This is a genomic window from Alphaproteobacteria bacterium (assembly GCA_017302575.1).
Taxonomy (GTDB): Bacteria; Pseudomonadota; Alphaproteobacteria; order Rickettsiales; family UBA3002; genus JAFLDD01.
Map to the genome: position 1 here is coordinate 252,648 of JAFLDD010000001.1, position 25,441 is coordinate 278,088.

The 25,441-nt window shown below is 50.4% G+C and carries 26 protein-coding genes and 1 tRNA gene; 15 read left to right on the forward strand and 12 right to left on the reverse strand.

The annotated features are described in order from the left end of the window. Positions 1 to 49: 49 nt before the first annotated feature. From J0M34_01290 to J0M34_01300, 3 genes are read right to left on the reverse strand one after another with little or no spacing between them, the layout of a single operon-like run. The gene (locus J0M34_01290; GenBank protein MBN8542880.1) at positions 50 to 1,345 is read right to left on the reverse strand and encodes an adenylosuccinate synthase; all 1,296 of its coding nucleotides are present in this window, start codon (positions 1,343 to 1,345) and stop codon (positions 50 to 52) included. Between the two features lies 1 nt (position 1,346). Next, a complete protein-coding gene (locus tag J0M34_01295) occupies positions 1,347 to 2,369 on the reverse strand; it encodes an ATP phosphoribosyltransferase regulatory subunit (GenBank protein ID MBN8542881.1) in 1,023 nt (340 codons plus the stop codon). Continuing rightward, positions 2,369 to 2,560, reverse strand: coding sequence for a 2-hydroxymuconate tautomerase family protein (locus J0M34_01300; protein ID MBN8542882.1), 192 nt, complete (start codon positions 2,558 to 2,560; stop codon positions 2,369 to 2,371). The genes J0M34_01295 and J0M34_01300 overlap by 1 nt, the downstream gene beginning before the upstream one ends. Positions 2,561 to 2,834: 274 nt before the next feature. Here J0M34_01300 and J0M34_01305 point away from each other — a divergent pair, with 274 nt between their 5' ends. The 4 genes from J0M34_01305 (at position 2,835) to J0M34_01320 (ending at position 5,137) form a co-directional block, all read left to right on the forward strand. Further along, entirely contained in the window at positions 2,835 to 3,047 is a 213-nt protein-coding gene (locus J0M34_01305) for a cold-shock protein (protein MBN8542883.1), read from the forward strand. A 228-nt stretch (positions 3,048 to 3,275) separates the two neighbouring features. Then, on the forward strand, positions 3,276 to 3,488 hold the full coding sequence (locus J0M34_01310) for a cold-shock protein (protein ID MBN8542884.1): 213 nt from the start codon (positions 3,276 to 3,278) through the stop codon (positions 3,486 to 3,488). 114 nt (positions 3,489 to 3,602) lie between these two features. Beyond that, positions 3,603 to 4,628, forward strand: coding sequence for a hypothetical protein (locus J0M34_01315; GenBank protein MBN8542885.1), 1,026 nt, complete (start codon positions 3,603 to 3,605; stop codon positions 4,626 to 4,628). An 11-nt stretch (positions 4,629 to 4,639) separates the two neighbouring features. Then, positions 4,640 to 5,137: a hypothetical protein gene (locus J0M34_01320; protein MBN8542886.1), complete on the forward strand. Its 498-nt coding sequence runs from the start codon at positions 4,640 to 4,642 to the stop codon at positions 5,135 to 5,137. Here J0M34_01320 and J0M34_01325 read toward each other — a convergent pair. Continuing rightward, a complete protein-coding gene (locus J0M34_01325; GenBank protein ID MBN8542887.1) occupies positions 5,109 to 5,717 on the reverse strand; it encodes a LysE family translocator in 609 nt (202 codons plus the stop codon). The two genes, J0M34_01320 and J0M34_01325, sit on opposite strands and share 29 nt — an antisense overlap. A 48-nt stretch (positions 5,718 to 5,765) precedes the next feature. Here J0M34_01325 and wecB point away from each other — a divergent pair, with 48 nt between their 5' ends. From wecB to rnc, 9 genes are all read left to right on the forward strand, one after another. Further along, the gene (gene wecB / locus J0M34_01330) at positions 5,766 to 6,848 is read left to right on the forward strand and encodes a UDP-N-acetylglucosamine 2-epimerase (non-hydrolyzing) (protein MBN8542888.1); all 1,083 of its coding nucleotides are present in this window, start codon (positions 5,766 to 5,768) and stop codon (positions 6,846 to 6,848) included. A gap of 22 nt (positions 6,849 to 6,870) precedes the next feature. Continuing rightward, complete coding sequence (locus J0M34_01335; GenBank protein ID MBN8542889.1) at positions 6,871 to 8,622, forward strand: heparinase II/III family protein; 1,752 nt, start codon at positions 6,871 to 6,873, stop codon at positions 8,620 to 8,622. A gap of 1 nt (position 8,623) precedes the next feature. Next, on the forward strand, positions 8,624 to 9,847 hold the full coding sequence (locus tag J0M34_01340) for a glycosyltransferase family 4 protein (protein MBN8542890.1): 1,224 nt from the start codon (positions 8,624 to 8,626) through the stop codon (positions 9,845 to 9,847). Positions 9,848 to 9,935: 88 nt separating this feature from the next. Beyond that, positions 9,936 to 10,027, forward strand: a tRNA-Ser gene (locus J0M34_01345). Between the two features lie 289 nt (positions 10,028 to 10,316). Next, positions 10,317 to 11,228 (forward strand): hypothetical protein, encoded by a 912-nt coding sequence (locus J0M34_01350; protein MBN8542891.1) that lies wholly within the window; start codon positions 10,317 to 10,319, stop codon positions 11,226 to 11,228. Positions 11,229 to 11,361: 133 nt separating this feature from the next. Further along, entirely contained in the window at positions 11,362 to 12,327 is a 966-nt protein-coding gene (locus tag J0M34_01355) for a hypothetical protein (GenBank protein ID MBN8542892.1), read from the forward strand. Positions 12,328 to 12,423: 96 nt separating this feature from the next. After that, on the forward strand, positions 12,424 to 13,776 hold the full coding sequence (rimO, locus tag J0M34_01360) for a 30S ribosomal protein S12 methylthiotransferase RimO (protein MBN8542893.1): 1,353 nt from the start codon (positions 12,424 to 12,426) through the stop codon (positions 13,774 to 13,776). Positions 13,777 to 13,778: 2 nt separating this feature from the next. Beyond that, positions 13,779 to 14,543 (forward strand): signal peptidase I, encoded by a 765-nt coding sequence (gene lepB, locus J0M34_01365; protein ID MBN8542894.1) that lies wholly within the window; start codon positions 13,779 to 13,781, stop codon positions 14,541 to 14,543. After that, positions 14,533 to 15,222 (forward strand): ribonuclease III, encoded by a 690-nt coding sequence (rnc, locus tag J0M34_01370; GenBank protein MBN8542895.1) that lies wholly within the window; start codon positions 14,533 to 14,535, stop codon positions 15,220 to 15,222. Before lepB ends, rnc begins: the two co-directional genes overlap by 11 nt. On the opposite strand, the gene J0M34_01375 is transcribed toward rnc, so the two are convergent. Continuing rightward, a complete protein-coding gene (locus J0M34_01375) occupies positions 15,211 to 16,338 on the reverse strand; it encodes an aminotransferase class I/II-fold pyridoxal phosphate-dependent enzyme (protein ID MBN8542896.1) in 1,128 nt (375 codons plus the stop codon). The two genes, rnc and J0M34_01375, sit on opposite strands and share 12 nt — an antisense overlap. Further along, positions 16,335 to 16,931: a sugar transferase gene (locus J0M34_01380; protein ID MBN8542897.1), complete on the reverse strand. Its 597-nt coding sequence runs from the start codon at positions 16,929 to 16,931 to the stop codon at positions 16,335 to 16,337. Before J0M34_01380 ends, J0M34_01375 begins: the two co-directional genes overlap by 4 nt. Positions 16,932 to 16,994: 63 nt before the next feature. Between J0M34_01380 and J0M34_01385 the strand changes: the two genes are divergently transcribed. Together J0M34_01385 and J0M34_01390 are read left to right on the forward strand one after the other, a co-directional pair. Continuing rightward, complete coding sequence (locus J0M34_01385) at positions 16,995 to 17,624, forward strand: NeuD/PglB/VioB family sugar acetyltransferase (protein ID MBN8542898.1); 630 nt, start codon at positions 16,995 to 16,997, stop codon at positions 17,622 to 17,624. Between the two features lie 26 nt (positions 17,625 to 17,650). After that, entirely contained in the window at positions 17,651 to 18,334 is a 684-nt protein-coding gene (locus tag J0M34_01390) for an RNA pseudouridine synthase (protein ID MBN8542899.1), read from the forward strand. On the opposite strand, the gene J0M34_01395 is transcribed toward J0M34_01390, so the two are convergent. The 6 genes from J0M34_01395 to J0M34_01420 form a co-directional block, all read right to left on the reverse strand. Continuing rightward, positions 18,331 to 19,224, reverse strand: coding sequence for a hypothetical protein (locus tag J0M34_01395; GenBank protein ID MBN8542900.1), 894 nt, complete (start codon positions 19,222 to 19,224; stop codon positions 18,331 to 18,333). The genes J0M34_01390 and J0M34_01395 overlap by 4 nt on opposite strands. An 88-nt stretch (positions 19,225 to 19,312) precedes the next feature. Then, positions 19,313 to 19,834 carry a hypothetical protein gene (locus J0M34_01400; GenBank protein MBN8542901.1) on the reverse strand — a complete coding sequence of 174 codons (522 nt, stop codon included), beginning with the start codon at positions 19,832 to 19,834 and terminating at the stop codon, positions 19,313 to 19,315. Then, positions 19,834 to 21,303 (reverse strand): NADP-dependent isocitrate dehydrogenase, encoded by a 1,470-nt coding sequence (locus J0M34_01405; protein MBN8542902.1) that lies wholly within the window; start codon positions 21,301 to 21,303, stop codon positions 19,834 to 19,836. Before J0M34_01405 ends, J0M34_01400 begins: the two co-directional genes overlap by 1 nt. A 125-nt stretch (positions 21,304 to 21,428) precedes the next feature. Continuing rightward, on the reverse strand, positions 21,429 to 21,842 hold the full coding sequence (locus tag J0M34_01410) for an EVE domain-containing protein (GenBank protein MBN8542903.1): 414 nt from the start codon (positions 21,840 to 21,842) through the stop codon (positions 21,429 to 21,431). Beyond that, on the reverse strand, positions 21,839 to 24,577 hold the full coding sequence (gene alaS, locus J0M34_01415) for an alanine--tRNA ligase (GenBank protein ID MBN8542904.1): 2,739 nt from the start codon (positions 24,575 to 24,577) through the stop codon (positions 21,839 to 21,841). The genes J0M34_01410 and alaS overlap by 4 nt, the downstream gene beginning before the upstream one ends. 62 nt (positions 24,578 to 24,639) lie before the next feature. Continuing rightward, a complete protein-coding gene (locus J0M34_01420; protein MBN8542905.1) occupies positions 24,640 to 25,413 on the reverse strand; it encodes a hypothetical protein in 774 nt (257 codons plus the stop codon). Positions 25,414 to 25,441: the final 28 nt, after the last annotated feature.

The following is a 25,441-nucleotide window of genomic DNA, read 5'->3' on the forward strand; positions in this document are numbered from 1 at the left end:
TTCACAATGCTTGAAAGGTTAACGGAATCAGGCGCTTATTAACGATTCGTTAGGTTGCGGCGAATGGATCGCGTACCAGAATCGTATCTTCGCGCTTCGGACTGGTCGATAGAATGGCGACAGGGCAGCCAATCAATTCTTCGATACGACGCACATACTTAATCGCCTGAGCGGGAAGCTCAGCCCAGCTTTTAGCGCCTGCGGTGGACTCGCTCCACCCGTCGATTTCTTCGTAAATAGCGGTCGCTTTTGCCTGAAGTGCAGTGGAAGCGGGCAGGTAGTCATACTTCTTACCATCGATTTCATAACCAATACCGATTTTGATGGTCGTAAGGCCGTCCAGCACGTCGAGCTTGGTGAGTGCGATGCCGTCGATACCGCTAATAGTGATGGCTTGCTTCACCATCGTTGCATCAAACCAACCGCAACGGCGTTTGCGACCCGTAACCGTGCCGAATTCATGACCACGCTCGCCCAAGCGTTGGCCGATTTCGTTTTCCTGTTCGGTTGGGAAGGGGCCGGAGCCCACGCGCGTGGTGTAGGCTTTGGTGATACCGAGCACGTAACCAATGGCGTTAGGGCCAGAGCCTGAACCGATGGTCGCTTCGCCCGCCATGGTGTTTGATGAGGTCACGAACGGGTAAGTACCATAATCCACATCAAGCATGATACCTTGCGCACCTTCATAGAGAATGCGTTTACCTTGTTTGCGATAGTCCGCAAGCAAGCGCCACACGGGTGCAACGAACGGAAGAATCTTTGGTGCGATTTCTAGAAGTGGGTTTAGCAATTCTTCCAATTTCACTTCTTCTGCGCCTGCAGCTTTGAGTAGCACGTTATGGCGCGCCAACATGGCATTCAATTTTTCGGTGAGTAGCTTTTTATCACTCAGATCACAGACACGAATCGCGCGGCGCCCCACTTTGTCTTCATACGATGGGCCAATGCCACGGCCTGTAGTGCCGATTTTGCCATCGCCCAGCAAGGCTTCGCTTGCGGCGTCGAGTTTCGAATGAATGGGCAGAATCAAACATGCGTTCTCGGCGATTTTCAAATTGTCGGACGTTACTTTCACGCCTTGTTCGGTAACTTTTTCAATTTCACGGAACAGTGCCCAAGGGTCAATCACCACACCATTGCCGATGATGCTCATTTTGCCGCCGCGCACCACGCCTGATGGTAGGAGCGAGAGTTTGTACGTTACGCCGTCGACCACGAGTGTGTGGCCAGCATTGTGACCGCCTTGGAAGCGCACAATCACGTCGGCGCGTTCAGAAAGCCAATCGACAATCTTGCCTTTGCCTTCATCACCCCATTGTGAACCAACTACTACAACGCTACGCATATTATTCTCCGAGTAAGGTCACAAACCCTTGTGACTGAATTTTCGCCGCTTCCTCTGCCGAGGTATTGGCAGGGAGTTTCTTAACAGGTTTTGTTGCCGATGCAGGCAAAATTTCTAGCAAATCATTTGCATAAAGCGTGAAGCCCACGGCTTCTTCGTTCGAAGGTGTCAGATACGCGCCGCCACGACCCAATTCGAGTGCAGGGTTGTTGAGGAATAGCGCAAAGCCAGCGCCTGCATAATAGCCGTAACCACTCAGCTCCAGCAAATCGACCGTGATGTGTGCTGGTACGTGCCGTACCTGCAATTCGTTTGTTAGCGCAGTCACTTCTTCCACTGCTTTGACAACATCGGCGTTCTTGATGGTTTTCAGAATCTCTAGCGCAGGCATTGCACTGCCCACAGCATCTATCACTGCGGCGATATCGGTTGCGCCGAGTGCGCGTAACTTTGCGGTGTCTTTATGTTTGACGGCTTCGATAACGGCATCGCGTTCTTTTACGCCTTTGAGTAATGGCGACAGCAGTGATGGGAAATGAATATCAACGGTCATGTCGCCAAGGCCTGCGGTCTTGAGCGAGTGCACGGCGATGGAGATGATTTCTGCCTGTGCTGCGGGTGACTTACTGCCATAGCGCTCGATGCCCACTTGTGTGTGCTGGCGACGTGTTTGCAATGCCTCGGGTGTGGTGCGCAGCGTGTAGCCAGCATAGCAAAGGCGCAATGGGCGAGGGCTGCGCGAAAGGTTGTTGCTAGCGATACGCGTGATCTGGCTAGTCATGTCGGCGCGGAAGGCGAGCATTTTATTGGCCAGTGGATCCATCACGCGAAAGGCGTGGTGCCCTGTTGCTTCACCCTGACCGCTCAGCAGTTGCTCTTCGAATTCCATCACGGGTGGGATGACAGGTTCATAGCCAAAGCCCGTGAAGGATTTGAGCAGGTGATGAATCAACCCGAACTCCTGCATTGCTTGCGGAGGCAATACATCCATCAGACCAGAAGGGAGTAGGGGTGAGCTGTTCATTATTTCTTGGCGTCCGCTTTCAGTACACCGCCGACGGCATAATCTTCAAATGCCATGTCGGAAAGAATCACGCGCACCTGTTCAGGCGGTGAGCCACATACTTCCATAATGACATCGGTCAGTTTTTTGACCAAAATGCGTTTCTTTTCAATATCGCGCCCTTCGAGCATATGTACTTGAACTATCGGCATAGAGTCTCCTTGCAAGCGGCTGTTTATGCGCTGCAATAAGGGTCGAAGCAACATTTTTTATTGCTGGTAAGGCGGTTTTGCGCTAAAAGCGACCTTGAGTGAGATGTGGCTTCTCTTGCTCTGACCCTTGGGTCTTGAGCAAAAGAGCAGTGTCGAATGACTAGACTAGTGATGCTGGAAGAGGCCACGCCGTTCTTTCCCGACTTGTCAATGCGTCTTCCTCGTCAACACCCGCTATGGTGGCGGGTGGTAACGCCATGATAGGAGTTTCTCAATGGCAAACGGTACAGTAAAGTGGTTCAACCCAACCAAGGGTTATGGTTTCATTCAGCCAGAAGGCGGCGGAGCAGATGTATTCGTACACATCACGGCTGTGCAAGCTGCTGGTCTGCGTGATTTGAAAGAAAATCAGCGCGTTAGCTATGAACTCGTTACCGAAAAAGGCAAGACCTCGGCTGGTAACCTCCAAGTTCTGGACGCTGCTTAATCCGATCTCGGATTAACGAAGAATGAAAGGGCGGCCTATGAGCCGCCCTTTTTGTTTGCCTTATTACGTTGCGTTATCCACAGGGTTAGGCTATATAGGCCGTGAGTTTTGATTTGATTTGCCTTGTCGCGCGACGCCGGCCTTGCCGCTCTCCTGCCTTGTCAAAGAGTCTTCGCTCAACGTGCTCACCATAGTGGTGGGAGCGAAACGCCATGATAGGAGTTCATAATGGCAACTGGTAAAGTAAAATGGTTTAACCCAACGAAGGGTTTTGGTTTCATCGAGCCTGAAACAGGTGGTGCAGATGTGTTCGTTCACATCACCGCTGTTCAAGCTGCTGGTCTGCGTGACCTGCGCGAAAATCAGCGCGTAAGCTACGAGTTGGTATCGGAAAAGGGTAAGACCTCGGCCGGTAACCTCCAAGTACTGGACGCTGCGTAGTCCTTTTAAGGATTATACGGAAATGAAAAGGTCGCTCGAAAGAGCGGCCTTTTTTTATCTCTTGAGTTTAGTGCTAAGCGTTCTATTTTCTAAATGAAATTACAAAGGCTTTAAATGACCACGTTATCAAAATTATGGGCTGGTAGGGTTTTTGGAACTAATACTGGTAATATATTTATTGAGTTCACAGAACTAGAGCCTGAAATCAAAGGCATTCTAAGATTCATGGACACGCAGTTTGGCGTAGCATTATACGACATTACTGGAACATTTGATGGTAAGCTAAAATTAAAGGGCGTTCCAACTAAGACCGAAGAGAATGTGACGGCTGGTGAATTAACTGCTGAGGCAGATTTAACAGCAGAAGGAAATATTCAAGGAAAATGGGAGACGACGTTGGGCACCGGTGGAGCGTTTACGCTGTTCCCGCACGATGAAACCACCCAAAAACAAGAGACAAAGAATGATGTTCCAGAGCAGATTCATACAAAAAATATAGCTCTAGGATCTATAAGATTATTCGCAGAAGATGTTAGGCAGCTGCTTGAACATGTTAAGCGGGATTTCACTGTAGGAAAATTGATTGTTACCTATAATAATGATGGCAGTGAAATTACAGATTATGCTGAAAATTTCTTACAAAATAATCGGCTTGGTATTTTATCTTATTTAAAAATAAACATCCAAGAACCCGATGCTTATGGAATCAATAGAAGCGTTGTTATTGAATTAAGGGCGCATAGTTCAAATGATATTAGGGTACAGGGCGTTCAACAGTCTTGGGTGATAGGAAAGGCCGAGAGTCTTGCTGTTTACCTAAGAAGGTATCAAAGCCCTTTAGCTACAAGTTATAAAAAATTTGGACTTGGTCTAAATCAACTGATCTTCTTTGCCATGCTAGTGGTCATGCCTAGTGTTGCTGCGATAAAAGATAGAGTATTTTTTGCGCTGTCTATATTAGCGTTGCTACAAATTCTACTTTGGGTTCACACAAGGTATATACCAATGGCTTCTGTTACAATGAGCGAAAAACAGCCAAATTGGTTCTCTAGAAGTTGGCCAGTACTTGTATCTTGGTTTTCAGCTCTTTGTATATCTTTGGTAGGAAGCTACATATTTTATTGGCTACAGCGGGGGTAAATTAAATGGATATGAAAAAACTCCTGATAATAACCGCAATCATGCTCGCAACTAGCGCTGCGCATGCTCAAGATGGTGCGAGTGTATCTGCGCAGCAGATTGAGCAGATGATTGAGGATTCCAAAAAATACGGTGGCGGTCGCGTGAAGATTAACACGACGACCATCATGGCGGCGATGGGTATGCATAGTTGCATGCAGGAAAAAATTGGCGATGCGGGCATCAAGCGCCTTGGTGAGTGGGGCACAGCACTGGGCAAAGAAGTGAAACCGCTTTGTGCCGCTGGTGCGCGCGACGAAGCCTTGGCTGCACAAATGCGTTATGCGAAGTCGGTGATGAAAACGAAAGAATATGCAGGCGTGCGCGCCTGCGCCGACCAATATAAAGATTTGCTCGCTGACCCAATGTTTACGGATATTCGCGCTGTGGTCGAAAACCCTGCGCAGACCGATAAACACATCTGCGACTACCAAAACAAGGCTAGCGCGTACTCAGCGCAAACCAAATAGCAATCACCACCAATAAGGCTGCGAAAAAATAGCGCGCATGTTTCGCGATACGCTTATTTTCTAAATAGGGTTTGATGCGCGCGCCCAGCAGCACAATTACAATATGAATGGCCGTGGCGACGCTGACATAGATGGCGGTGAGGGTGAGTGCTTGCGACAGTATGGCCGCTTCAGGCTGCGTGAAGGCGGGGATTACCGTGATGTAAAACAGTACTGCTTTGGGGTTGAGCAAGTTGGTGATGAGGCCGCGGGTGAAATAGCGCGGGTCATAGCCCTCATCGGACGTTGCCACGCCGTCTTCGCCACGCCAACAATCATAGGCCAGCCAGAGTAAATAGGCGACGCCAACCCAGCGCATGGTATTATACAAAATCGGTGATTGCGTGATGATGGCGGCCGCGCCTAATGCAGCGGCGACGCCGATGATCGACAGGCCGAGGCCAATGCCCACAATTGCTGAGAAGCCCGCTTTGCGGCCCTTCATGGCGCTCAGCAAGGCCAGATACGTCATATTCGGCCCCGGTGTAAGCTCGATGGCGAAGCATGTCAGGGCGAAGGAGAGGAATATTTCGGGTGTCATGGCGGCCAAATACTTGTTTTTTCTTGTATAACAGCTAATGAAAAAGCCATGAAGCATATTCTCGCAGTATTCGGTACACGGCCGGAGGCCATCAAGATGGCGCCTGTGGTCAATGCCCTTAAAAAACTAGGTACGGTGCAGGTGAGTGTGTGCGTGACGGCGCAGCATCGCCAGATGCTCGACCAAGTGCTCGAACTTTTCAATATTGTGCCCGACATTGACCTGAACGTGATGCAGCCAAAGCAAGATTTGAGCGACATCACCAGCCGCGTGCTGTTGGGAATGCGCGATGTATTTGCCAAGCAGCGCTACGACATGGTCTTGGTGCATGGTGACACGACGACGACCATGGCAACGGCGCTTGCAGCGTATTATGCCAAAGTCCCGATTGGCCATATCGAAGCGGGGCTGCGCACGGGTGACAAATATGCGCCATGGCCAGAAGAGGCGAATCGCAAACTCGCGGGTGCGATTGCCGATATTCATTTTGCACCCACGGAAACTTCGCGCCAGAATTTATTGCGTGAAGGTATCTCGGATGAGGTGATTCACGTCACAGGTAATACGGTGATTGATGCGTTGCTGGAGACAGCAGAGAAAGCCAATACCCTGCCGTTGGAGCTAGATGCTGGCAAGAAACTGATTTTGGTGACGGGCCATCGCCGCGAGAATTTTGGGGCTGGTTTCGAGAGCATCTGCAATGCGCTGCTGCGTCTTGCTGTGCGTGGGGATGTTGAGATCGTATACCCCGTGCACCTCAACCCCAATGTTCAAGAACCAGTGAATCGCTTGCTGGCTGGGCATCCTTCTATCAAGCTCATTGCGCCGCAGGATTATCTGCCATTCGTGGCGCTGATGAAACGCGCCTACATCATTCTTACGGATTCGGGTGGAATTCAGGAAGAAGCGCCGTCACTCGGCAAGCCTGTGTTGGTGATGCGTGATGTGACCGAGCGCCCCGAAGCAGTGGCGGCAGGCACGGTGAAGCTTGTTGGAACGGATGAGCATAAAATCGTCGCAGCAGTGACCGAGTTGCTGGAAAATGCAAATGCCTACGCTGCAATGTCTAAGGCCGCTAACCCGTACGGTGATGGGCGTGCTGCTGAGCGTATCGCCAAGGTATTAGCATGATGGCTATACGAAAGGCTATGTAGTGAGCCTACTTGGTAGTATTGCGCTGATGCGTCGCCTCGGGGTCGGCAATGTTGTCACGACATTGCGCCATCGCCGCCGTCTCACAACCAATTATTTTGTGAAGCGTTTGCCTATTACCGCGCCATCGCAAGTTGCACCGTTTTGGGATGTTTCGCTAAAACCAGCAACGCCACATGCAGCGCTTATTTCCCGCGCCAATGCGTGGGCGGAGCATCGGCCCGTCACGTGGCTTCATGGGGTCTATGCAGAGCGTCAGAATCTCCACTGGTCACAGGTGGCAATCAATGACGTGGTTGGGCAAGATGTTAAGCATACGTGGAATTCGTCACGCTTTGAGTGGGTCACGCAAGTAGCGCTGGCAGCGTTGCATTCAGAAGAACCTAAGCAGCATCTGAACGTGTTGCATGCGCTTACCAATGATTGGCTATCCAAGCATGATTACCAGGCGGGTGTATTGTGGAGCTGTTCGCATGAAGTAGCCATACGTGGCCTGCACTTGATGCTGACGACATCGCTGCTCAACGCTAACCCTACGTCTGCGTTGTTGGAACTGTTACAACAATCCTATTCACGCGTGCGCGCGACCTTGCCGTATGCGATTGCCCAGCAGAATCATCATAGCTTTACCGAGATTTTGTTTCTTTTCTACGTCGAGCGATTCCTTAGTAAATATGGCGTAGTGGTTGAAGGCGCACCCAAGCGCGAGCAGGTGATGACGCTGATTAAATGGCTTATCCAGCCCGATGGATCATGCGCGATGCCGTCACTTAGTTATCACCGTGTGTTTTGCGATATTGCCTCGCTTTGTGGCTTGCTGGATGACTTTTTGCATATTGGTTTATGGCGCGGTGGTGTCATGCGCATCGCTGTTACACGAATGTGCAAGTTTCTGGAGTCGGTGATTGAACCCGTATCAGGCCGTGTTCCTAATATTGGGTTGAATGATGGCTCATTGCATTGTCTGCAATTCACATCGCCTGATGACTATGTGCCATCACTGCTCTTGATGAGCGCGGTATTCCAGATTCCCGTGCATGAGCGATTCAAATCGCGTGTGAAGGATGTATATCTCTATGGGCGAAGCCCATTATTTGCTTCGCTACAAGCATCGTCACGCTTTGATGACTTTGGCCTTATCATCGTCGATAAGCCAGCATATCGTGCCTATCTTCACTATCCTCGTAGTCGCTTCCGTCCCATGCAGCAGGATTTCTTGCATCTGGATTTATGGGTGAATGGCGTGAATGTGCTGCATGATTCTGGCACATTCAGTTTTAACCCTACTTCGGTTGATGATTATGATGATGGTGTCGCGCATAACGCGCCCGTGCCGCTCGATAAACCCTTTGTCACGAAGCGTTCGCCCTATCTTTATCGCTACTGGCCGAATGCACAGGTCAGCCAGAAGGAAAATCAGTTGGAGATGAGTGTTTCCAATCATCATGGCGTGATTGTGACGCGGAAGATCTTATTCGGCGTTACCAGTTTGACGATTGAAGATTCAGTTTCAGGTAGTCAGCAATGGGGCAGCGCTTTTAATTTTCCTGGCGCGATGACCGCCGACACGTTCCGCGAAGGGCGTTGGCACTTAGCGTCGAATGTAACGTTGATGACGCCCGACGCTTCGACTCAAAAAATATCTTCCCCAGGCTTCGCGCCATGCTATGACGTTAAGGCGGCTTCATGCCGTATTCTGGTTACGCCCGAAGCAAGCCACCAAAGCCTCATTTGCGACATTATTATCGGATAGTATGCACCTTCTTTATTTCCATCAGCACTTCTCAACGCCGCAAGGTTCTGCCAGCACGCGCTCATACGAAACGGCACGACGTTTGGTCGAGCGTGGTCATCAAGTAACGATGGTGTGTGGCAGTCACCATACGACCAGCACGGGGTTGGACGTCTCTTTTCGTCGTGGCCGGCGTGAAGGGAAGGTGGATGGCATTCGCGTGATTGAGTTGAATCTTGGTTTTGCGAATCCTGATACATTCATCAAAGCGTTTGTGACGCATACGTTATTCGCGCTGCGTAGTACGGTCATCGCGCTCGCTGAGCAGTATGATGTCGTCTTCTCGACCAGCACGCCGCTTACGGTGGGTATCCCTGGTATTTTCGCAAAACTACTTCGACGTAAGCCCTTTGTTTTTGAAGTGCGTGAGTTGTGGCCAGAGCTTTCCAAGGCGATGGGCGTGATCAAGAACCCTCTATTGCTGTGGGCTTTTTCAGCGTTGGAATGGGTGACCTATCGTTGTGCAAATCGGTTGATTGGGCTGTCGCCTGGTATTGTTGAAGCTATCGCAAAGCGTGGCATTAGCGCGTCTCACATCAAAATGATTCCCAATGGCTGTGACATGGCGCTTTTTGCCGCACCTGTTTCTGCATGGCGACCTGTAGAAGTGCGCGCCGATGATATCATGGCCGTTTATGCAGGGGCGCATGGCCAAGCTAATGGCCTCGATGCGGCGCTCGATGCAGCATCAGAGCTTAAACGCCGTGGGCATTCGCATGTTAAACTTGTTTTGGTGGGTAGCGGCAATAGGAAGGCAAGTCTTGTTGCGCGTGCGCAGCGAGAGAAGCTTGATAACGTTATATTTCTTGAATCGGTTCCCAAAACTAAACTTGCTGGGCTTATGGCATCTGCCGATATTGGCTTGCAGCTTTTGTCGAACATACCTGCATTTTATTATGGCACTAGCCCGAACAAGTTTTTCGACTACCTTGCTTCTGGAACGCCTGTGCTCTGTAACTACCCAGGTTGGGTTTCGGAGATGATCACGCTGCACCAATGTGGATTTGTGGTGACGCCAGAAAATGCCAAATCATTTGCCGATGCACTCGAGTATGCGGCCAATAATCGTGTCGAGCTTGAGGCAATGGGGCCACGTGCAAGGCAACTGGCGCGTACGGCGTTCTCCCGCGACCAATTGGCGGAGCAATTTTGTAAGTGGCTAGAGCTAGAGGCTGAATTGGCCTAGAAAAGGCCTTTGCATGTGCCCTACGCATAACGCTTTGACAATCGACATGAATTCCCTTATTCGCAATAACCCTGCGCGTAACCGTGATGGAGAGGTGGCCGAGTGGCTGAAGGCGCTGGTTTGCTAAACCGGTTTACGAGTAACATCGTAACGTGGGTTCGAATCCCATCCTCTCCTCCATAATAAAAGGCCTCTTCTGAGGCCTTTTATTATGGATTGATGTTGTATGGATACAGGACACCGTTCGACTCGAGCGCATAGCATCGCGCGAGAGAGGCAAGCCTAGCGCGCCAATCCATCCTCTCTCCTCAAGGCTTAGGTGTGGTTCCTTAACCTTTGTATAAGCTTTAGAATCCTAGATGGATTGCTTACTTCTATTGATGATTGTTAATACGGATACAGCGCATTTTAATTAAATATTAATCTTTCTTAGCTAAGTTGGGAGTCTGTCCCCTTAGGAGCTCCTCTCATGCACACACCAAAAAAATATTACGCTTTAATCGCGGCGCTTGCTGTTACATTTACAATGCCTGCTTACGAAGCAGAGGCTTCGATGCTAAGTAAGTTAAAAAAGAAGGTGACTCAAAGCGTTATCAAGACATTGCCAAAGCCATTGCAAAAGACGGCCACTAAATTGGACGCAGCGCGTAATAAGGGCCATGCGGCGGTGCGCGGTGCTCACCTCAAAATCGCCAAGCAGAAGTTTGATGTTTATAAGGACGCAGCCAAGTTCAAACAAAAAGTGCATATTGATGGCCTGAAACTCAAAAAACAGTTGGTGGAACACAAATCCAAGACTGTACGCAAAATGGCGAGTGACGGTGCCGAGCATAAATTAGGAGTGATGCGCAATCTTGAACAAACGCATCGCCAAGGTGTGATGACGCGTGCGGGTATTGCTACTGTTGGTGCGATTGCGCCAATTGCTGGGCATGCTGCAGGTGGGTTAATTGGTACGGGTGCTGGCCTTGCGGGTGGTGCTATTGGTACCACTGTAGGTACAGCTGGTGGGGTTGCGCCGATTGTTGCAGTTGGCCCTTCAGGTTCAATTGGTGGTAAGCCAGTTGCTCCGACACAATTGCCTGGCGTTAAGGGAGTTCTGGCAGGTAAACCTGCACCACTTACCCCGCAAGTATTGCCTGATGTTCCAACCTTGGTGGGTAGTACAAATGGTGGTGAAGTGTCGACCTCCGCTGCGCCTCCTGTGATTCCTCAAAAAGGAGAATTGGCAGGCAAGCCTGATCCCAACGCTGTTAAAGGGGAACAGGAAATTGCAAGTGCAGATACTGTTGCGCGCACTGACGATAATCTCCAAGGTAGTAAGGTTTACTGTGTATTTAATTGCGGTGGTCGACCTTATGTTGAGATCAACCAACACTAATCTATTGTTTTGGCGTGAATTAATTGGTTGTGGCTGTTGTTTCTTACTTCTTTCTTGGGCTGCTTTAATACAAGATTAACTTTTATAAGCGAAGATGAATCCTAATAAGAACTTGTACCATTAGGAGCACTGAATGAAAGCCTTAGCCCTCCATCGTCCCCGCGCTTTACATCTGATTCTGATTGCCACTGCGTTGGCGTTTCTAGCGGTTTCTATGCCTCAACCTGCGCAAGCTTTCAACTTGGGTGGTATTACTAAAAGTTTTTCTAAATCACCGGGTGCTAAAGTTGCTAAGGCAACGAGTCCCTCACGCAACTTGTTAAGCCGTGCATCTAATGTCACGCGCAGTGCAATCAAATCAACGCGTTCAGTTAGCAGCCGTGCACTTGGTGCACTTCGTGGTGCTACGAGCGCACGTAAACCTGCTGGCGGGGCTCCAACCTCTCCGCTTGCTTCAGCGACTGGTGGTTCAAGCCGCAATGCTATTGGTAGCCGCATTGGCCGCAGCATTGGTAATCAAGTAAGACAACAAGTATCGCAACGTGCAACTTCTGCTGGTCGTGGACTTGTTCAAAGTGCTGTTAATCGCGTCACGGACCAAGGCTCACGCAATGTAGTTCGTAGTCGTACGCCAGTTGTAAATTCACGCAGCGCGATTGCTTCACGTCAAGGCGGCTTTGGTGGTGGTGCTGTAGTACCCGCAGTGGCTGGTTTGGCTGGCATGCAAGCTATGGATGGCGGTGGTTCTATCGGTGGTAAGCCTGCGGCTGGTCCACAAGTTTTACCCGCTCGTCCTGATAAAGGCGTATTGGCAGGTAAACCTGCGCCAGTTACTCCGCAAGTATTGCCAGGTGTTCCAACGTTGGTGGGTAGCACCAATGGTGGTGAAGTTTCGACCTCTGCTGCGCCTCCAGTGATTCCTGCTCCTCCTTCTGCTGAGCAGCTTGCTGCGGCTGAAGCAGCGAAGCAAAAGCAAATGGCCGATGCGTCGCTTTTTGGCAATGGTGGCCCAGGTAGCCATGTAGATTGCGTGTTCAACTGTGAACAATGGGATACAGGAAACACTGCCAAACAAAACCTCCAGTACGAAGCACGCTAAAGATACTATAGAATAGACGTTACAGAAGGCGCTTTCTTTCGTGGAAAGCGCCTTTTTCATTGAGCTTTTCTTGCAAGTTTGGGGTGGCTGTGGTTAATGGCGGCCATGACAACAACCAGTAAACGTACACCTGCTGCCCCTAAAGTCGGCTTTGTTAGCTTGGGCTGCGCGAAAGCGCTGGTGGATTCTGAACGTATTCTTACCAAACTGCGTGCTGAGGGGTATGAAATTGCCCCCGACTATACGGGTTCGGATTTGGTGATTGTGAATACCTGCGGGTTCCTTGATTCCGCGCGCGATGAATCGCTTGGTGCGATTGGTGAAGCGCTCAATGAAAATGGTAAAGTGGTAGTGACGGGGTGCTTGGGTGCGGAGCCTGAGGTTATTCGCGAAAAATACCCCAATGTATTGGCCATTACAGGCCCACAGCACTACGAAGCGGTGATGGACGCGGTGCATAAAGCACTGCCGCCACTACACGACCCTTACATGGATTTGGTGCCAGAGCAGGGGATTCGCCTAACCCCGCGCCATTATGCATATCTCAAGATTTCAGAAGGCTGCAATAACCGTTGCTCGTTTTGCATTATTCCTGCGTTGCGCGGGGACCTTGTTAGTCGCCCCGTAGGTGACGTACTCGAAGAAGCTGAGCGCCTCGTGAAAGCGGGTGTGAAAGAGCTGCTGGTGATTTCGCAAGACACCAGTGCTTATGGTGTCGATATCAAATATGCACCTTCGACATGGCGTGGTCGTGAGGTAAAAACTTCTTTCTATGATTTGGCGGCAGCGCTGGGCGAGCTTGGTGTATGGGTGCGTATGCATTATGTGTATCCTTATCCGCATGTCGCGAATGTGATGCCACTCATGGCAGAGCGCAAAATTCTGCCGTATTTGGATATTCCGTTCCAGCACGCGTCGCCTGAAGTATTGAAATCGATGCGTCGTCCAGCGAATCAGGAGAAGACAGCCAATCAAATCGCTAAATGGCGTGCTGCATGCCCAGACCTTACCTTGCGTTCTACCTTTATTGTGGGCTTTCCTGGCGAGACAGAGAAGGATTTCGAATTCCTACTCGAATGGATGGATGAAGTGCAGCTCGACCGTGTTGGTGCATTCAAATACGAAGACGTGAAGGGCGCAACCAGCAATGCGCACGAGAATCACGTAAGTGAAAAAGTGAAGCAGGAACGTTATGACCGCTTCATGCAAAAGGCGCAGGAAATTTCGGCTGCGAAGCTACAAAAGAAAGTCGGCCGTACATTCAACGCAATTGTGGATGGCGTGGAAGATGGACAGCTTGTATGCCGCACTGAGGCTGATGCTCCTGAGATTGATGGCAACATCTCTGCACCTGTTGAAAAAGGCATTCGTATTGGGGATTTCGTAACCATCGAGGTAACGGATGCGAGTGAATACGACCTTTATGGGATTTTGAAAAAGAAACAATAATCATGAATGATGAACCTAAAAAAGAATCTACGTTCGGGATGATTCGTTCTTTCAGTTACGCAGTATTGTTAGCACTCGTATTCCGCTCACTAGCCTTTGAGCCGTTCCACATTCCTTCTGGCTCCATGCTATCGACCCTGCAAATAGGTGATTATATTTTTGTCTCCAAAACGTCGTATGGTTATGGCCGCTATTCTTTCCCGTTCGGCACGGTGTTTAATTATTTTGATGGTCGCATCATGGAAGAAACGCCCAAGCGCGGGGATGTGATCGTCTTCCGTTTGCCCAATAATACGGGGATTGATTACATCAAGCGTTTGGTGGGCTTGCCAGGTGATACGATTCAGGTGATTGACGGCATCCTGCATATTAATGGTGAGGCTGTGAAGCTTGAGCGTACTGAGGATTACAACGAAGTGCAGGAAGATGGTTCCGTGAAGTCTGTGCGTCGTTATATCGAAACACTACCTAATGGCGTCAAGCACGTGGTGCTCGACGAGCGGCCTTATGGCAATATGGATGCGACGGGATTCGATTCCGATAATACGGCTGCCTATGAAGTGCCTGAGGGGCACTACTTTTTCATGGGTGATAATCGTGATAATTCGGTGGATAGCCGTTACGCAGTGGATGGCCCAGGCTTTGTACCTGCCGAAAACTTAATTGGCCGTGCGGATCTGATTTTTGTGTCATTCAATACGCATGCGCGCTTCTGGGAATTTTGGAAATGGATAAACCATGACCGTTGGGTGCGCTATGTTGAGTGATGCGCAACTAGATGGTTTGCAGCGCAATTTGGGTCTGCGTTTTGCGGATATTACGTTGCTCAAGCGCGCTTTTACCCATCGTTCGACTGGCCAAGCTTTTCCTGATGGCTCGCCGTTTAGTAATCAGCGCCTCGAATTCTTGGGTGATTCCGTATTAGGCTTAGTGATTTCTGAGATGCTCTATCATCACTTCCCGCATGAGGCAGAGGGTGATTTAAGCAAGCGTGAAGTTGCGCTGGTGAATGGCGCTACCTTGGCAGAGATTGCGCGCGAGCTAAAGCTGGGCGATTATCTGGTGCTAGCGCAGAGCGAGGAAGACCACGGTGGGCGCGATAATCCCTCCAACCTTGAGGATGCGTGTGAAGCGCTCATTGGCGCAATCTACCTTGATCAGGGTTTAGAGCCTGCACGTCATTTTATCGAGAAATACTGGGGTAAGCGTGCCTTGCAGATGGCAGCGCCGCCCAAAGACCCCAAGACTGCGCTTCAGGAATGGGCGCAGGCGAAGGGACTAGCGTTGCCAGAATATGTGTTGGTCAGTGAAACAGGGCCAGCGCATGCGCCGCAATTCACGATTGAGGTACGCTTGCAAGGTCAAGCAGCACAGCAGGCAACGGCAACCAGCAAGAAGACTGCTGAGCGCGATGCGGCAGAAAAGCTGTTGAAGTTACTTAGCTAGAACTTTGATAATATCGACGATTTTCTGAAGCGTCGCGTCGCTCATCGCTGTGCCTGAAGGTAGGCAAAGCCCATCATTGAATAATGCTTCACTCACCTTACCGCCGACCATTTCTGCGCCTTTGAATACTGGCTGCAAGTGCATTGGCTTCCACATGGGGCGGGATTCGATATTGTGTTTCTCAAGTTCCGTGCGAATCGTTTCGCGATCTGCGCCAAATTCCTTAGCATTCACCGTAATGACGCTGAGCCAACGGTTGCTTTGGCCAGTAGCGGCTTCTGGCATGAAACCAATGCCTGATTGTGTCAGGTGACGCTCATAATATTCGAAAATCTCGCGGCGGCGTTGCACGCGTGCAGGCAGCACTTCAAGTTGGCCAACGCCAATCGCTGCAACGATGTTGCTCATACGGTAGTTGTAACCGTACGTGGTGTGCTCGTAATGCGCTGCAGGCTCACGCGCTTGTTGCGAAAGATTGCGAGCCTCGTCGATTAGTTTTTTATCGGTACTGGCCAGCATACCACCACCACTTGTGGTGATGATTTTATTGCCATTGAATGAGAATGCTGCTGCATGCGCCCCATCGCCCGCATGTCTATTTTTGTAGGTAGAGCCAACAGATTCTGCCGCGTCGATAATTAGTTTTACGCCGTATTCGTCGCAGAGTGTGCGCACGGCATCGACATCGCAGGCTTGGCCGTACAGATCGGTAGGTATTACTGCTTTGGGCAGTTTATTCGCTTTTTTGTCCTTCTTGAGTTGCTCTTCAAGCAGGCCGATATCCATGTTCCATGTGTTCGGATCTGCGTCTATGAATAGTGGAGTCGCGTTCTGGAATAAAATGGGGGTTACCGAGCCGATAAAGGTAAGGGACGAGGCATAGACCCTGTCGCCCGCGCCTACGCCATAGCAGCGCAATGCAAGGTGCAGTGCGGCGGTGCCGCTTGTTAAGGCAACACAATAGGGCAGGCCAGAAATCTTGGAAAATTCTTGCTCGAATCGATCGACCATAGGGCCAAGGGGCGCGATGTAATTACTCGCGAAGGCTTCGCTGACATATGCTTCTTCATTGCCACCCATATGTGGGGGAGAGAGAAATATGCGTTCTGTGGTCATTGCGTTCCTTTGCGGTAATCATCAAATCGCGGCATGGTGACGTGGCCATCGGCCGAGATGCCTTCACGTTTTAACACAACTATTACGGTACGCCATAAAATCCACAAATCGCTCATCAGGCTAAAGTCACGCACATATTCGCGGTCATAGCGCAATCTGTCTTCCCATGTGGTAGCGTTGCGGCCGCAGACTTGCGCAAGTCCCGTAATACCTGGGCGCATCGCATGGCGCTGCTTTTCCTCTTCGGTGTAGTAGGGCAAGTATTCGGGCAAAAGCGGGCGCGGGCCCACAATGCTCATATCGCCTGTCAGGATATTCCAAAGTTCTGGCAATTCGTCGAGGCTGGTCGCGCGGAGCATTTTACCAAACGGTGTTAAACGTTCTGCGTCGCTACCCGCGCCGTCACGCATCGTGCGGAATTTGATCAGGGTGAAAGGCTTCTCGCCCATACCAATTCGTGTTTGGGTGAAGAATACAGGTGCGCCCAAGCGCGACTTCACCAGAAAATAGAGAGCGAGTAGGACTGGCGACAAGACTACGCCTAATGCGAGCGCTACCGCGATATCGAAGCCACGTTTTATGAGCTTTTGCATGGGTTTGGGGTAGGGCTTGAGGGACTATTTGTCAATGTGCATCCGCTACGCTATGTTCGACGAATGGCTGATTTACCTTATATCCTGATTGGCGGCGGCGGGCACACGCGTGTGCTTTTAGGCGTATTGCGCCTGATGGGCGAACAGGTGCACGGCATCCTCACGCAGGATGAAAGCATTGTTGGTAATAGTATGATGGATGCGCCCGTGCTTGGAACGGACGGTAAATTTATCATCGAAAAAGGTCAGTTCCAGCTTATTAATGGTGTCGGTAATCGCGCCAGTCGCCAAGGAAGCGGCTTAGAGGTTCGCGCGGCTGCTACGGCACGTTATGAAGCGCTTGGTTTGCGTATGGAGTCAGTCATTGCGCCGAATGCGAATATTATGCCTGAGGTGAAGATTCACCACGGTGCGCAGATTATGGCGGGCGCAACGCTTCAGCCATATGCGGTGATTGGTGCTGGTTCTATCATCAACACCAATGCTTCGATTGATCATGATGTAACGATTGGCGAACACACGCACGTTGCGCCAGGGGCTATTTTATGTGGCAATGTGACCGTTGGTAGCCTCACGCATATTGGCGCGGGTGCGATTGTCATACAGGGCATTACGATTGGTCATGCCTGCGTCATTGGTGCGGGTGTAACCGTTACCAAGAACGTGCCCAATGGCACGGTTGTTACCCAGTGACTCCCAAAAAAGACTTAATTCAGGAATTGAATCGCGGTGCGTTGAGCAAGCGTGTTCTTTACAAAGACGATGGCGTTATTGTTATCGATAAACCGTCGGGCATTCCCGTGCATATTGGTGCACATGCAGGCACAGCGCTTGAACAGTTTTTTGACCAATTAAAATTCGATTTGCAGCATGCGCCGTGGCTCGCACACCGATTGGACCGCGAAACCTCTGGCTGTTTGGTGCTTGGGCGCACCAAAGAAGCCCTCAAGCGTTTGGGCAAGCAATTTGCGGAAGGTAAAATCGATAAAACCTACTGGGCGGTCGTGGTTGGCGCGCCTGCGGAGGATGCGGGCATCATCAATCGCTCCATTTTGAAAACGGGTAAGGGCTCGCGCTGGCGTATCATCCTTGATGATGCAGGGCAGGAGGCCATTACCGAATATCGTGTACTCGGCAAAGGTGATGGTATTTCTTGGGTTGAGTTTTCGCCCCAAACAGGCCGTACGCACCAGATTCGTGTCCATGCGGCGTATGCACTGGGCTGCCCACTTGTGGGTGACCCGTTTTATGGCGTCGAGGGTTCCTATGACGCAAAGCATTTTACGACCATGCTGCATGCGCGTGCGATCGCTTTGCCAGCAAAACATGCGCCCATAGAAGTTGTCGCGCCGATTCCCGATGCGATGCGTGCGTTACTAGAGCGTTGCGGATATTGTGATTAGTGAACAGCGTGGTGGTGATTCACCCGTGCGTAGGGTGTAGCGATCCACTCAAGACCTTCTTGCATTTCATTCAACAGGCCACGCCATTCGTTGTTATACATCGAAGGGTTGAAATTATCCTGAACGAGTTTGCTGTTCAGTGTGTAAACGCTGAATAAGTCGGTGCTTGGGCTGAGCAATTCGCGGAAGAGCAATTTTAGATTCTCTTTTACCTGATGGTGGCCATTTTGTTGAAACAGGCTGCGCGACTGGCTGTCACGCACTGCTGTAAGGCGTGTAGCAAGGTTACGCAGGCGCTCCACATCCTCTTTCTCAATCGCGATGCCGTAGCTATTTACGCCCTTAACTGCAACGCGTAGCGTGCTGAGCACACGTGCCATGACATGGTGCATCGAAATCGTGCGATATTCGGTATCATTATAGTGGTGGATATACATATCCGCCTTTGTGCCGTAATGCAGACTGTTCGAACGTAGCAGCGCTTTTACGATATCTGCTCCGCGAATGACCACGCCTTCGTCGGTCTGGTAGCGGTAGTTATAGAGTTCTTCCCAAAGCATAGGGTTGGCATTGTGTTGTGCCAGTATGTCACTGATGACGGATTCCAAGATATTTGCCAGTCGTGGGTTATCGAGCGGTTCGTTGCCCAATACGCCTTTAATCAACGCTTCCGCTTTAATGAGTTCTGCTGGCGCAATACGTGGGCGATTCAAATCGAACTTATAGCGCGACAGTTGAAGGGCCAGATATTGCATGTAATAGTTATGAACGATTGCGGTAATGCGTTCGCGTGCCAATGACGCGGTTTCGGCAATCTTTGCAGAAGCCACCGCCTCCGCAGCAGAGGCTGCGTAGCCGTTGTTTACAAGCAATGGTGCTAAATTCGTCATAGGCGGGCATTCTGCATGAGGATGGTTAACAATTCGTTAAGTTTCCGTGGCACAGCGCACAAAATAAAATCATATAAATATCAATAGATTAGTTGTGTTTTAGGTTCTTAGTCCAAGTGTGTAATGAGATAACTCGATCCATAGTAAGGTCATAAATACAGCTTATATTAGTTACCCAATCATAAAATGGCGGATGGTTGCCGTTTTCGTCATCATCCTGATACGTTGCTAGCTGGCTTCCTAGCTCACATGTATTGCTGATGTAGGTGTACCAACTAACCTGAGTTTTATGGATTAGTTTTGCTTTATCAGGATTTTCTTTGACGATTTGTTCAAGATACTCCTGCCCAATCATTGACCATTCATTAGCAAATTGAGCGGCTCTACCTCCCCAATTTGCTGCGTTGGATTCCAATTTGAGATCGGAACATGCTTTCTTTTTATCTGCGTTATTATCTAAGCAGTCTTTAATAATCTTTATGTTGTTTTCATTCGAAGCTCCGCCTGGAAACCAAGATAGAGCAGATCCACCATCATGAGCCGAATTGGAGATGGCTGTATTCAAAGTCAAAACTGAAAGCATAATGCCCATGGTGACCGCCAGCTGCATTATTCGCCTTGTGAGGCGCTGTAACCTGGTTTGCCATCGAATTTGTAAAGGGTTTCGACTTTGAGGAAGTCAATTCCTTGGTCCGAGGCGCGTTTCAGCATATCGGCGATGTCTGCTAGCGTCACGGTTTTACCTTCTTTTGGCAGGTAACGGGCGCGGAAACGGTCGGTCACATCCATCTCGGTGACGATGTTTGGCCAGACCTTTAAGCCCTTACATGAAATCAACTGAAGCTGCAGATTGTCGTTCGAGAGTTTCTCGAGCGCCGTACCAAGCTCGTTAATATCTTTGCCCGTGAATTGCATGAACAAGTCTGCGCCGACCAGCTCACGCTTCTCTTTTTGCGGAGCCATGACAGCGTGAATCTTGATTTCCTTGCCCGCTTTGAAATTGGCGGGGCGGAATTTGGTTGGTGTTTCACCCAAACGCGCCACGACTTCGTTAGCGAATTCTTTGGTGCCAAGTTTGGCTTTGCTCATCTCGCCGTAGATGTCGGCAGTGTGCAGACCATCTTCAATCGTCTTGAGCCACGCGTTCTGGATTTTGTTTGCATCCTCTGCCAAGCCGAGATGCGAGAGCATCATCAGCGCGCCTTGTAGGAGACCTGAAGGGTTGGCGATGTTTTTGCCAGCAATATCGGGTGCGGAGCCGTGAATCGCCTCGAACATTGCGTAGTTCGCACCGACGTTCGATGAACCAGCAATACCAACTGAACCTGAAACCTCTGCCGCGATGTCGGAGATGATATCACCAAAGAGGTTCTCGGTAACGATCACGTCAAACAAATGTGGTTTGGACGCAATGCGCGCCGAGCCAATATCGACGATGTAATGCTCATTCTCGATTTGCGGATATTCCGCCGCAATGCGTGTGAAAGCGTCATGGAACGCACCGTCGGTGAGTTTCATGATGTTGTCTTTCGACATACAGGTCACTTTCTTGCGACCGTTATTCACCGCGTATTCGAAGGCGTAGCGCATGATACGCTCCGAGCCCGAACGCGTAATGATTTTTACCGACTGGAACGCGTCATGCGTTTGGCGGTATTCGATACCCGCGTACAAATCTTCCTCGTTTTCGCGGATAATCACCATGTCCATATTTGGGTGCATGGATTTGATATAGGGAGGGTAGGCAACGCATGGGCGCACGTTAGCATAAAGGCCGAGCGATTTGCGCATGGTCACGTTGAGTGATTTATAGCCGCCACCTTGTGGGGTGGTGATGGGGGCTTTGAGCAAGGTTTTGGTGCTGCGGATAGAGTCCCACGCTGCGGGTGGAATGCCTGTGGTCACGCCTTTTTCATAGAACTTCTGACCGACTTCAATCGTTTCGATTTTGAGAGGAACGCGTGCCTCAGCGAGGATTTTCAGCGTTGCTTCCATGATTTCAGGGCCGATACCGTCGCCATATGCTACCGTGATGGGTTTTGCAGCAGTGTTTTTGTTGAGCTGAACAACGGCGGACATAGGAAACTCCCTGTAATGTTTTTATTGCTTGCGAGTATAATTATATGGCGTTTTTGCGCCACAAATTCGCGCCCTGTATAGCACCAGAATGCTTAATAAATGATGAACGTCACTTTTAAGCCGCGCTAGCTAGCCATTTTCACGATATGTTCCCACTCCGTCTTTGTGACGGGCTGGACGGACAGGCGCGCAGAGGTAAGCAGCGACATGTTGGCGAGTTTCGGGTCGGCCTTTGCTTGCGCAAGGGTGAATGGGTGTTTGAGAGGTTTGCGTGCCTTCACGTCCACCACCACCCAAGGCTCGCCTGCCTCGGCGGTGGGGTCGGGGTAATGCTCCTTAATAATTTCGACGATGCCGACAATCTCTTTGCCATCATTGGAGTGATAGAAGAATGCGAGGTCGCCCTTTTTCATCGCCATCAGGTGCTTCTTGGCGAGGTGGTTGCGAACGCCGCTCCAGAACGTGCCTTTCGTGCCAGCTTTCACCTGTTCGTCCCACGACCAAGCGGAAGGTTCGGATTTGAGGAGCCAATAGTTCATGCGGCAAGTTGTGATTTGATCGCTTCGATCGCTGCGTCGAGCTTGTCACCTTCAGGGCCACCCGCTTGCGCGAAGTCTGGTTTGCCACCACCGCCTTGGCCGCCGACCGCAGCAGAAGCTGCGCGCACGAGTGTGGGTGCATCAGCTTTGGCGTTTTTACCAACGGCGACGATGATGTTTGCCTTACCCTCAAATTGTGAGGCAACGACCACCACAGCGTCTTCATGTTGTTTCTGAAGATTGTTTGCTAAGTCTCTGAGAGATTTAGCATCCAGTTCGCCAAAAACCTTAAACGTAAGTTTCGTATTGCCGACATGCTCAGTGCTTACTTCGCCACCACCATCGCTCATGGCTGCTTGTTTTTTTGACTCGGCCAATTCTTTGGTGAGCTTCTTGTTCTCTTCCGTCATCGCTTGGATGGTGAGTTGCAGTTTGTCGCTTTCGGTTTGGAAAAGGGCGACGACGTCTTTGAGTGCTGCTTTCTCGATGGTGCTGATAGCAGGTGCTTCTGCTTTCACGGTGCTAGCTTTTTTCAATTCGCCGACCAGTCGCATATTCTCTTTGAGTAGAGTCTGTAGTTGTTCATTCTGTTTGTTCAATTGCTCAATCACAAAGCTGCGAACACCTTCGCCTGTGGTGGCCTCAATACGGCGCACGCCAGAGGAAACCGAGCCTTCCGACATAATTTTGAATAGGCCGATTTCACCTGTGCGCGATACGTGTGTGCCGCCGCATAATTCGACGGAGTAATCATTTTCGCCCATGCTGAGTACGCGCACTTCGTCGCCATATTTTTCGCCGAACAGCGCCATTGCACCCGCTTTAATCGCCTCATCAGGCGTCATGAGTTTGGTGGTAGCTGGGGTGTCTTGCCAGACGAGGCGATTTACCTCGCTCTCTGCTGCGGCAAGCTCTTCGCGGCTAATCGCTTTAGGGTTGGTGATATCGAAGCGCAGCCTATCCTCTGCCACGAGCGAACCTTTTTGGGTGATGTGTTCGCCAAGCTGTTTGCGCAATACGGCATGGAGCAGGTGGGTCGCCGAGTGATTGGCGCGAATGCGGTTGCGGCGCGCCACATCCACTTTCAGTTCGACTGTGTCGCCCACTTTGAATTCACCATCTTGCACGTCAACGGCATGTACATGAAACGCGTCCAAGGGTTTGCTAGTATCGGTGACAATAGCTTTGCCAGCTTTGGTTTCTATTGTACCCGTATCGCCAATCTGCCCGCCTGATTCACCATAGAATGGCGTTTGGTTCACGATCAACGAACCTTTTTCACCCTTCTTGAGTTCGCTAACTTCTTTGCCGTCTTTTATGAGTGCGACAATCTCTGCCTGCGCTTCCGTCATTTTGTAACCGAGGAAGTCAGTAGCGCCTTTTTTATCTTTGATGTCGAACCAGATGGCAGAAGTTGCCACATCGCCCGAGCCTTTGTGGGCTTCACGGGCGCGCTGGCGCTGTGCGGCCATTTCTTTGTCGAAGCCTGCTGTATCCACCGTAATGCTGTCGGCACGCAGAATGTCCTGCGTCAGATCGAGCGGGAAGCCGTACGTGTCATAGAGTTTGAAGGCGGTCTCGCCACTAAAGCTATTCCCTTTGGTTTGCGCTTTCTCTTCTTCCAGCAACTTCAAGCCGCGTTCGAGCGTTTGTTTGAAGCGTTCCTCTTCTAGGCGCAGTGTTTCGATGATAGTCGTTTGTGCGCGGCCAAGCTCTGGGTAGGCAGCGCCCATGAGATTCACGAGTGTGGGCACGAGCTTATGCATGAGTGGTTCTTTGCAGCCAAGCATGTGGGCGTGGCGCATTGCGCGGCGCATGATGCGGCGAAGCACATAGCCACGCCCTTCGTTGGAGGGCAGCACGCCGTCCGCAATCAGGAAGCTAGATGCACGCAAATGGTCAGCAATCACGCGGTGGCTTGCACGCATGTTCGTATCATTGTTGCCAGTGAGGTCGACTGAAGCGGCAATGATGGTCTTGAATAAATCAATGTCGTAATTGTCATGCACGCCTTGCAGTACGGCAGAGACACGCTCAAGGCCAGAGCCCGTATCGATCGAAGGTTTAGGCAGGTTGATGCGCGAACCGTCTGCCTGCGCATCATATTGCATGAAGACGAGGTTCCAGATTTCTACGAAACGTTCGCCGAACATATCGTGACCTGTGGCGTCGAGCGCCCATTTTCCCTTGCCTACGCCGTGGTCGTAGAAAATTTCGGAGCAGGGGCCGCAAGGTCCTGTATCGCCTGCGGACCAGAAATTATCGTCCGTCGGCACACGCAGAATCTGGCTTTCAGGCAGGCCTGCAATTTTTTTCCAAAGCTCGAAGGCTTCGTCGTCCGTATGGTAAACGGTTACACCGAGTTTATCTTTCGGCAGGCCATAGACCTTTGTGACGAGTTCCCACGCGTGGGTAATGGCGCCCTCTTTGAAGTAGTCGCCGAAGCTGAAGTTACCGAGCATCTCGAAGAACGTATGGTGGCGCGCGGTGTAGCCTACGTTTTCTAAGTCGTTATGCTTGCCACCGGCGCGCACGCATTTTTGGCTGGTGGTGACACGTGGCACAGGCGGTTTCTCTGTGCCGTTAAAGTAATTCTTGAAAGGCACCATGCCAGCGCTGGTGAACATCAATGTCGGGTCGTTATGCGGTACAAGCGCGCTGGAGGGCAGCACGTTGTGCCCTTTGCTTTCGAAATAATCGAGAAACGCTTTGCGGATGTCAGATACAGATTGCATGCTGACTATTTGGCGTTAAATAACTGGAATTGCAAGAGATAACACCACCGCAGGACGGTAGTTTACTCTATTCTATTGGTTTCCTTAGAGACGGTCGTGCTGCCTATTTCACGCTCTTGAGTGATAGAGCCTATAGGTGCAAATTCTAGCTCTTGTGCTTGTCGCAGTACGATTGCGCGGGTTCCTAAACGGTCATAACGACCCATATTCTCTGGGTAGAAATGGAGTAGCTGCTGACCTGCTTTTTCATAAGAAGTCTGTAGGGCAATCGTATCTTTCTCGTCAGGAGCAGACTCATCAATAACACCAGGCCCATAGTCTATAAGGTGAATGGCACGTCCGTCCTTTTTGAGCATCATGCCGCAAGCAATGAGCGTGTCTAGTGGTGTAGTATTATGGTAATGATTAATGACGTTACCTGAAATAACATAATCGACCTTCTTTCCGCCCGTTACTTGATCGGCATTGTGAGTGTAGAGATGCTCGCATGTGCCTGTCTCCGTATAGGAAGCACACATGTTGATTAACGGGCCGAATGTATCTTGCATATAAGCATAAGGAGAGATGTAGGCGATTGACGTGTCTGATAATGGATTCACGTTATGAGCCTGAAAAATGCGTACGAGGTCTTTGACAAAACGATAATTGCTGAAAGGGTAATCCTCAAGGCGTGTATTGATGGCCTCTTGTATTTCTGATTTGAGTTGCTCTTGAGTTGAAGCATCACCAAAGCGTTCGGGGTGCTGGTCGTATAAATCGTTCAGCACGAAATAGAACGACTGATCATCGCCGTCATTCTGCGCTCGGTAAATTAGTTGCGTGAGATCAAACAACATAACGCCCCCAATATACATTGGAGGCGTT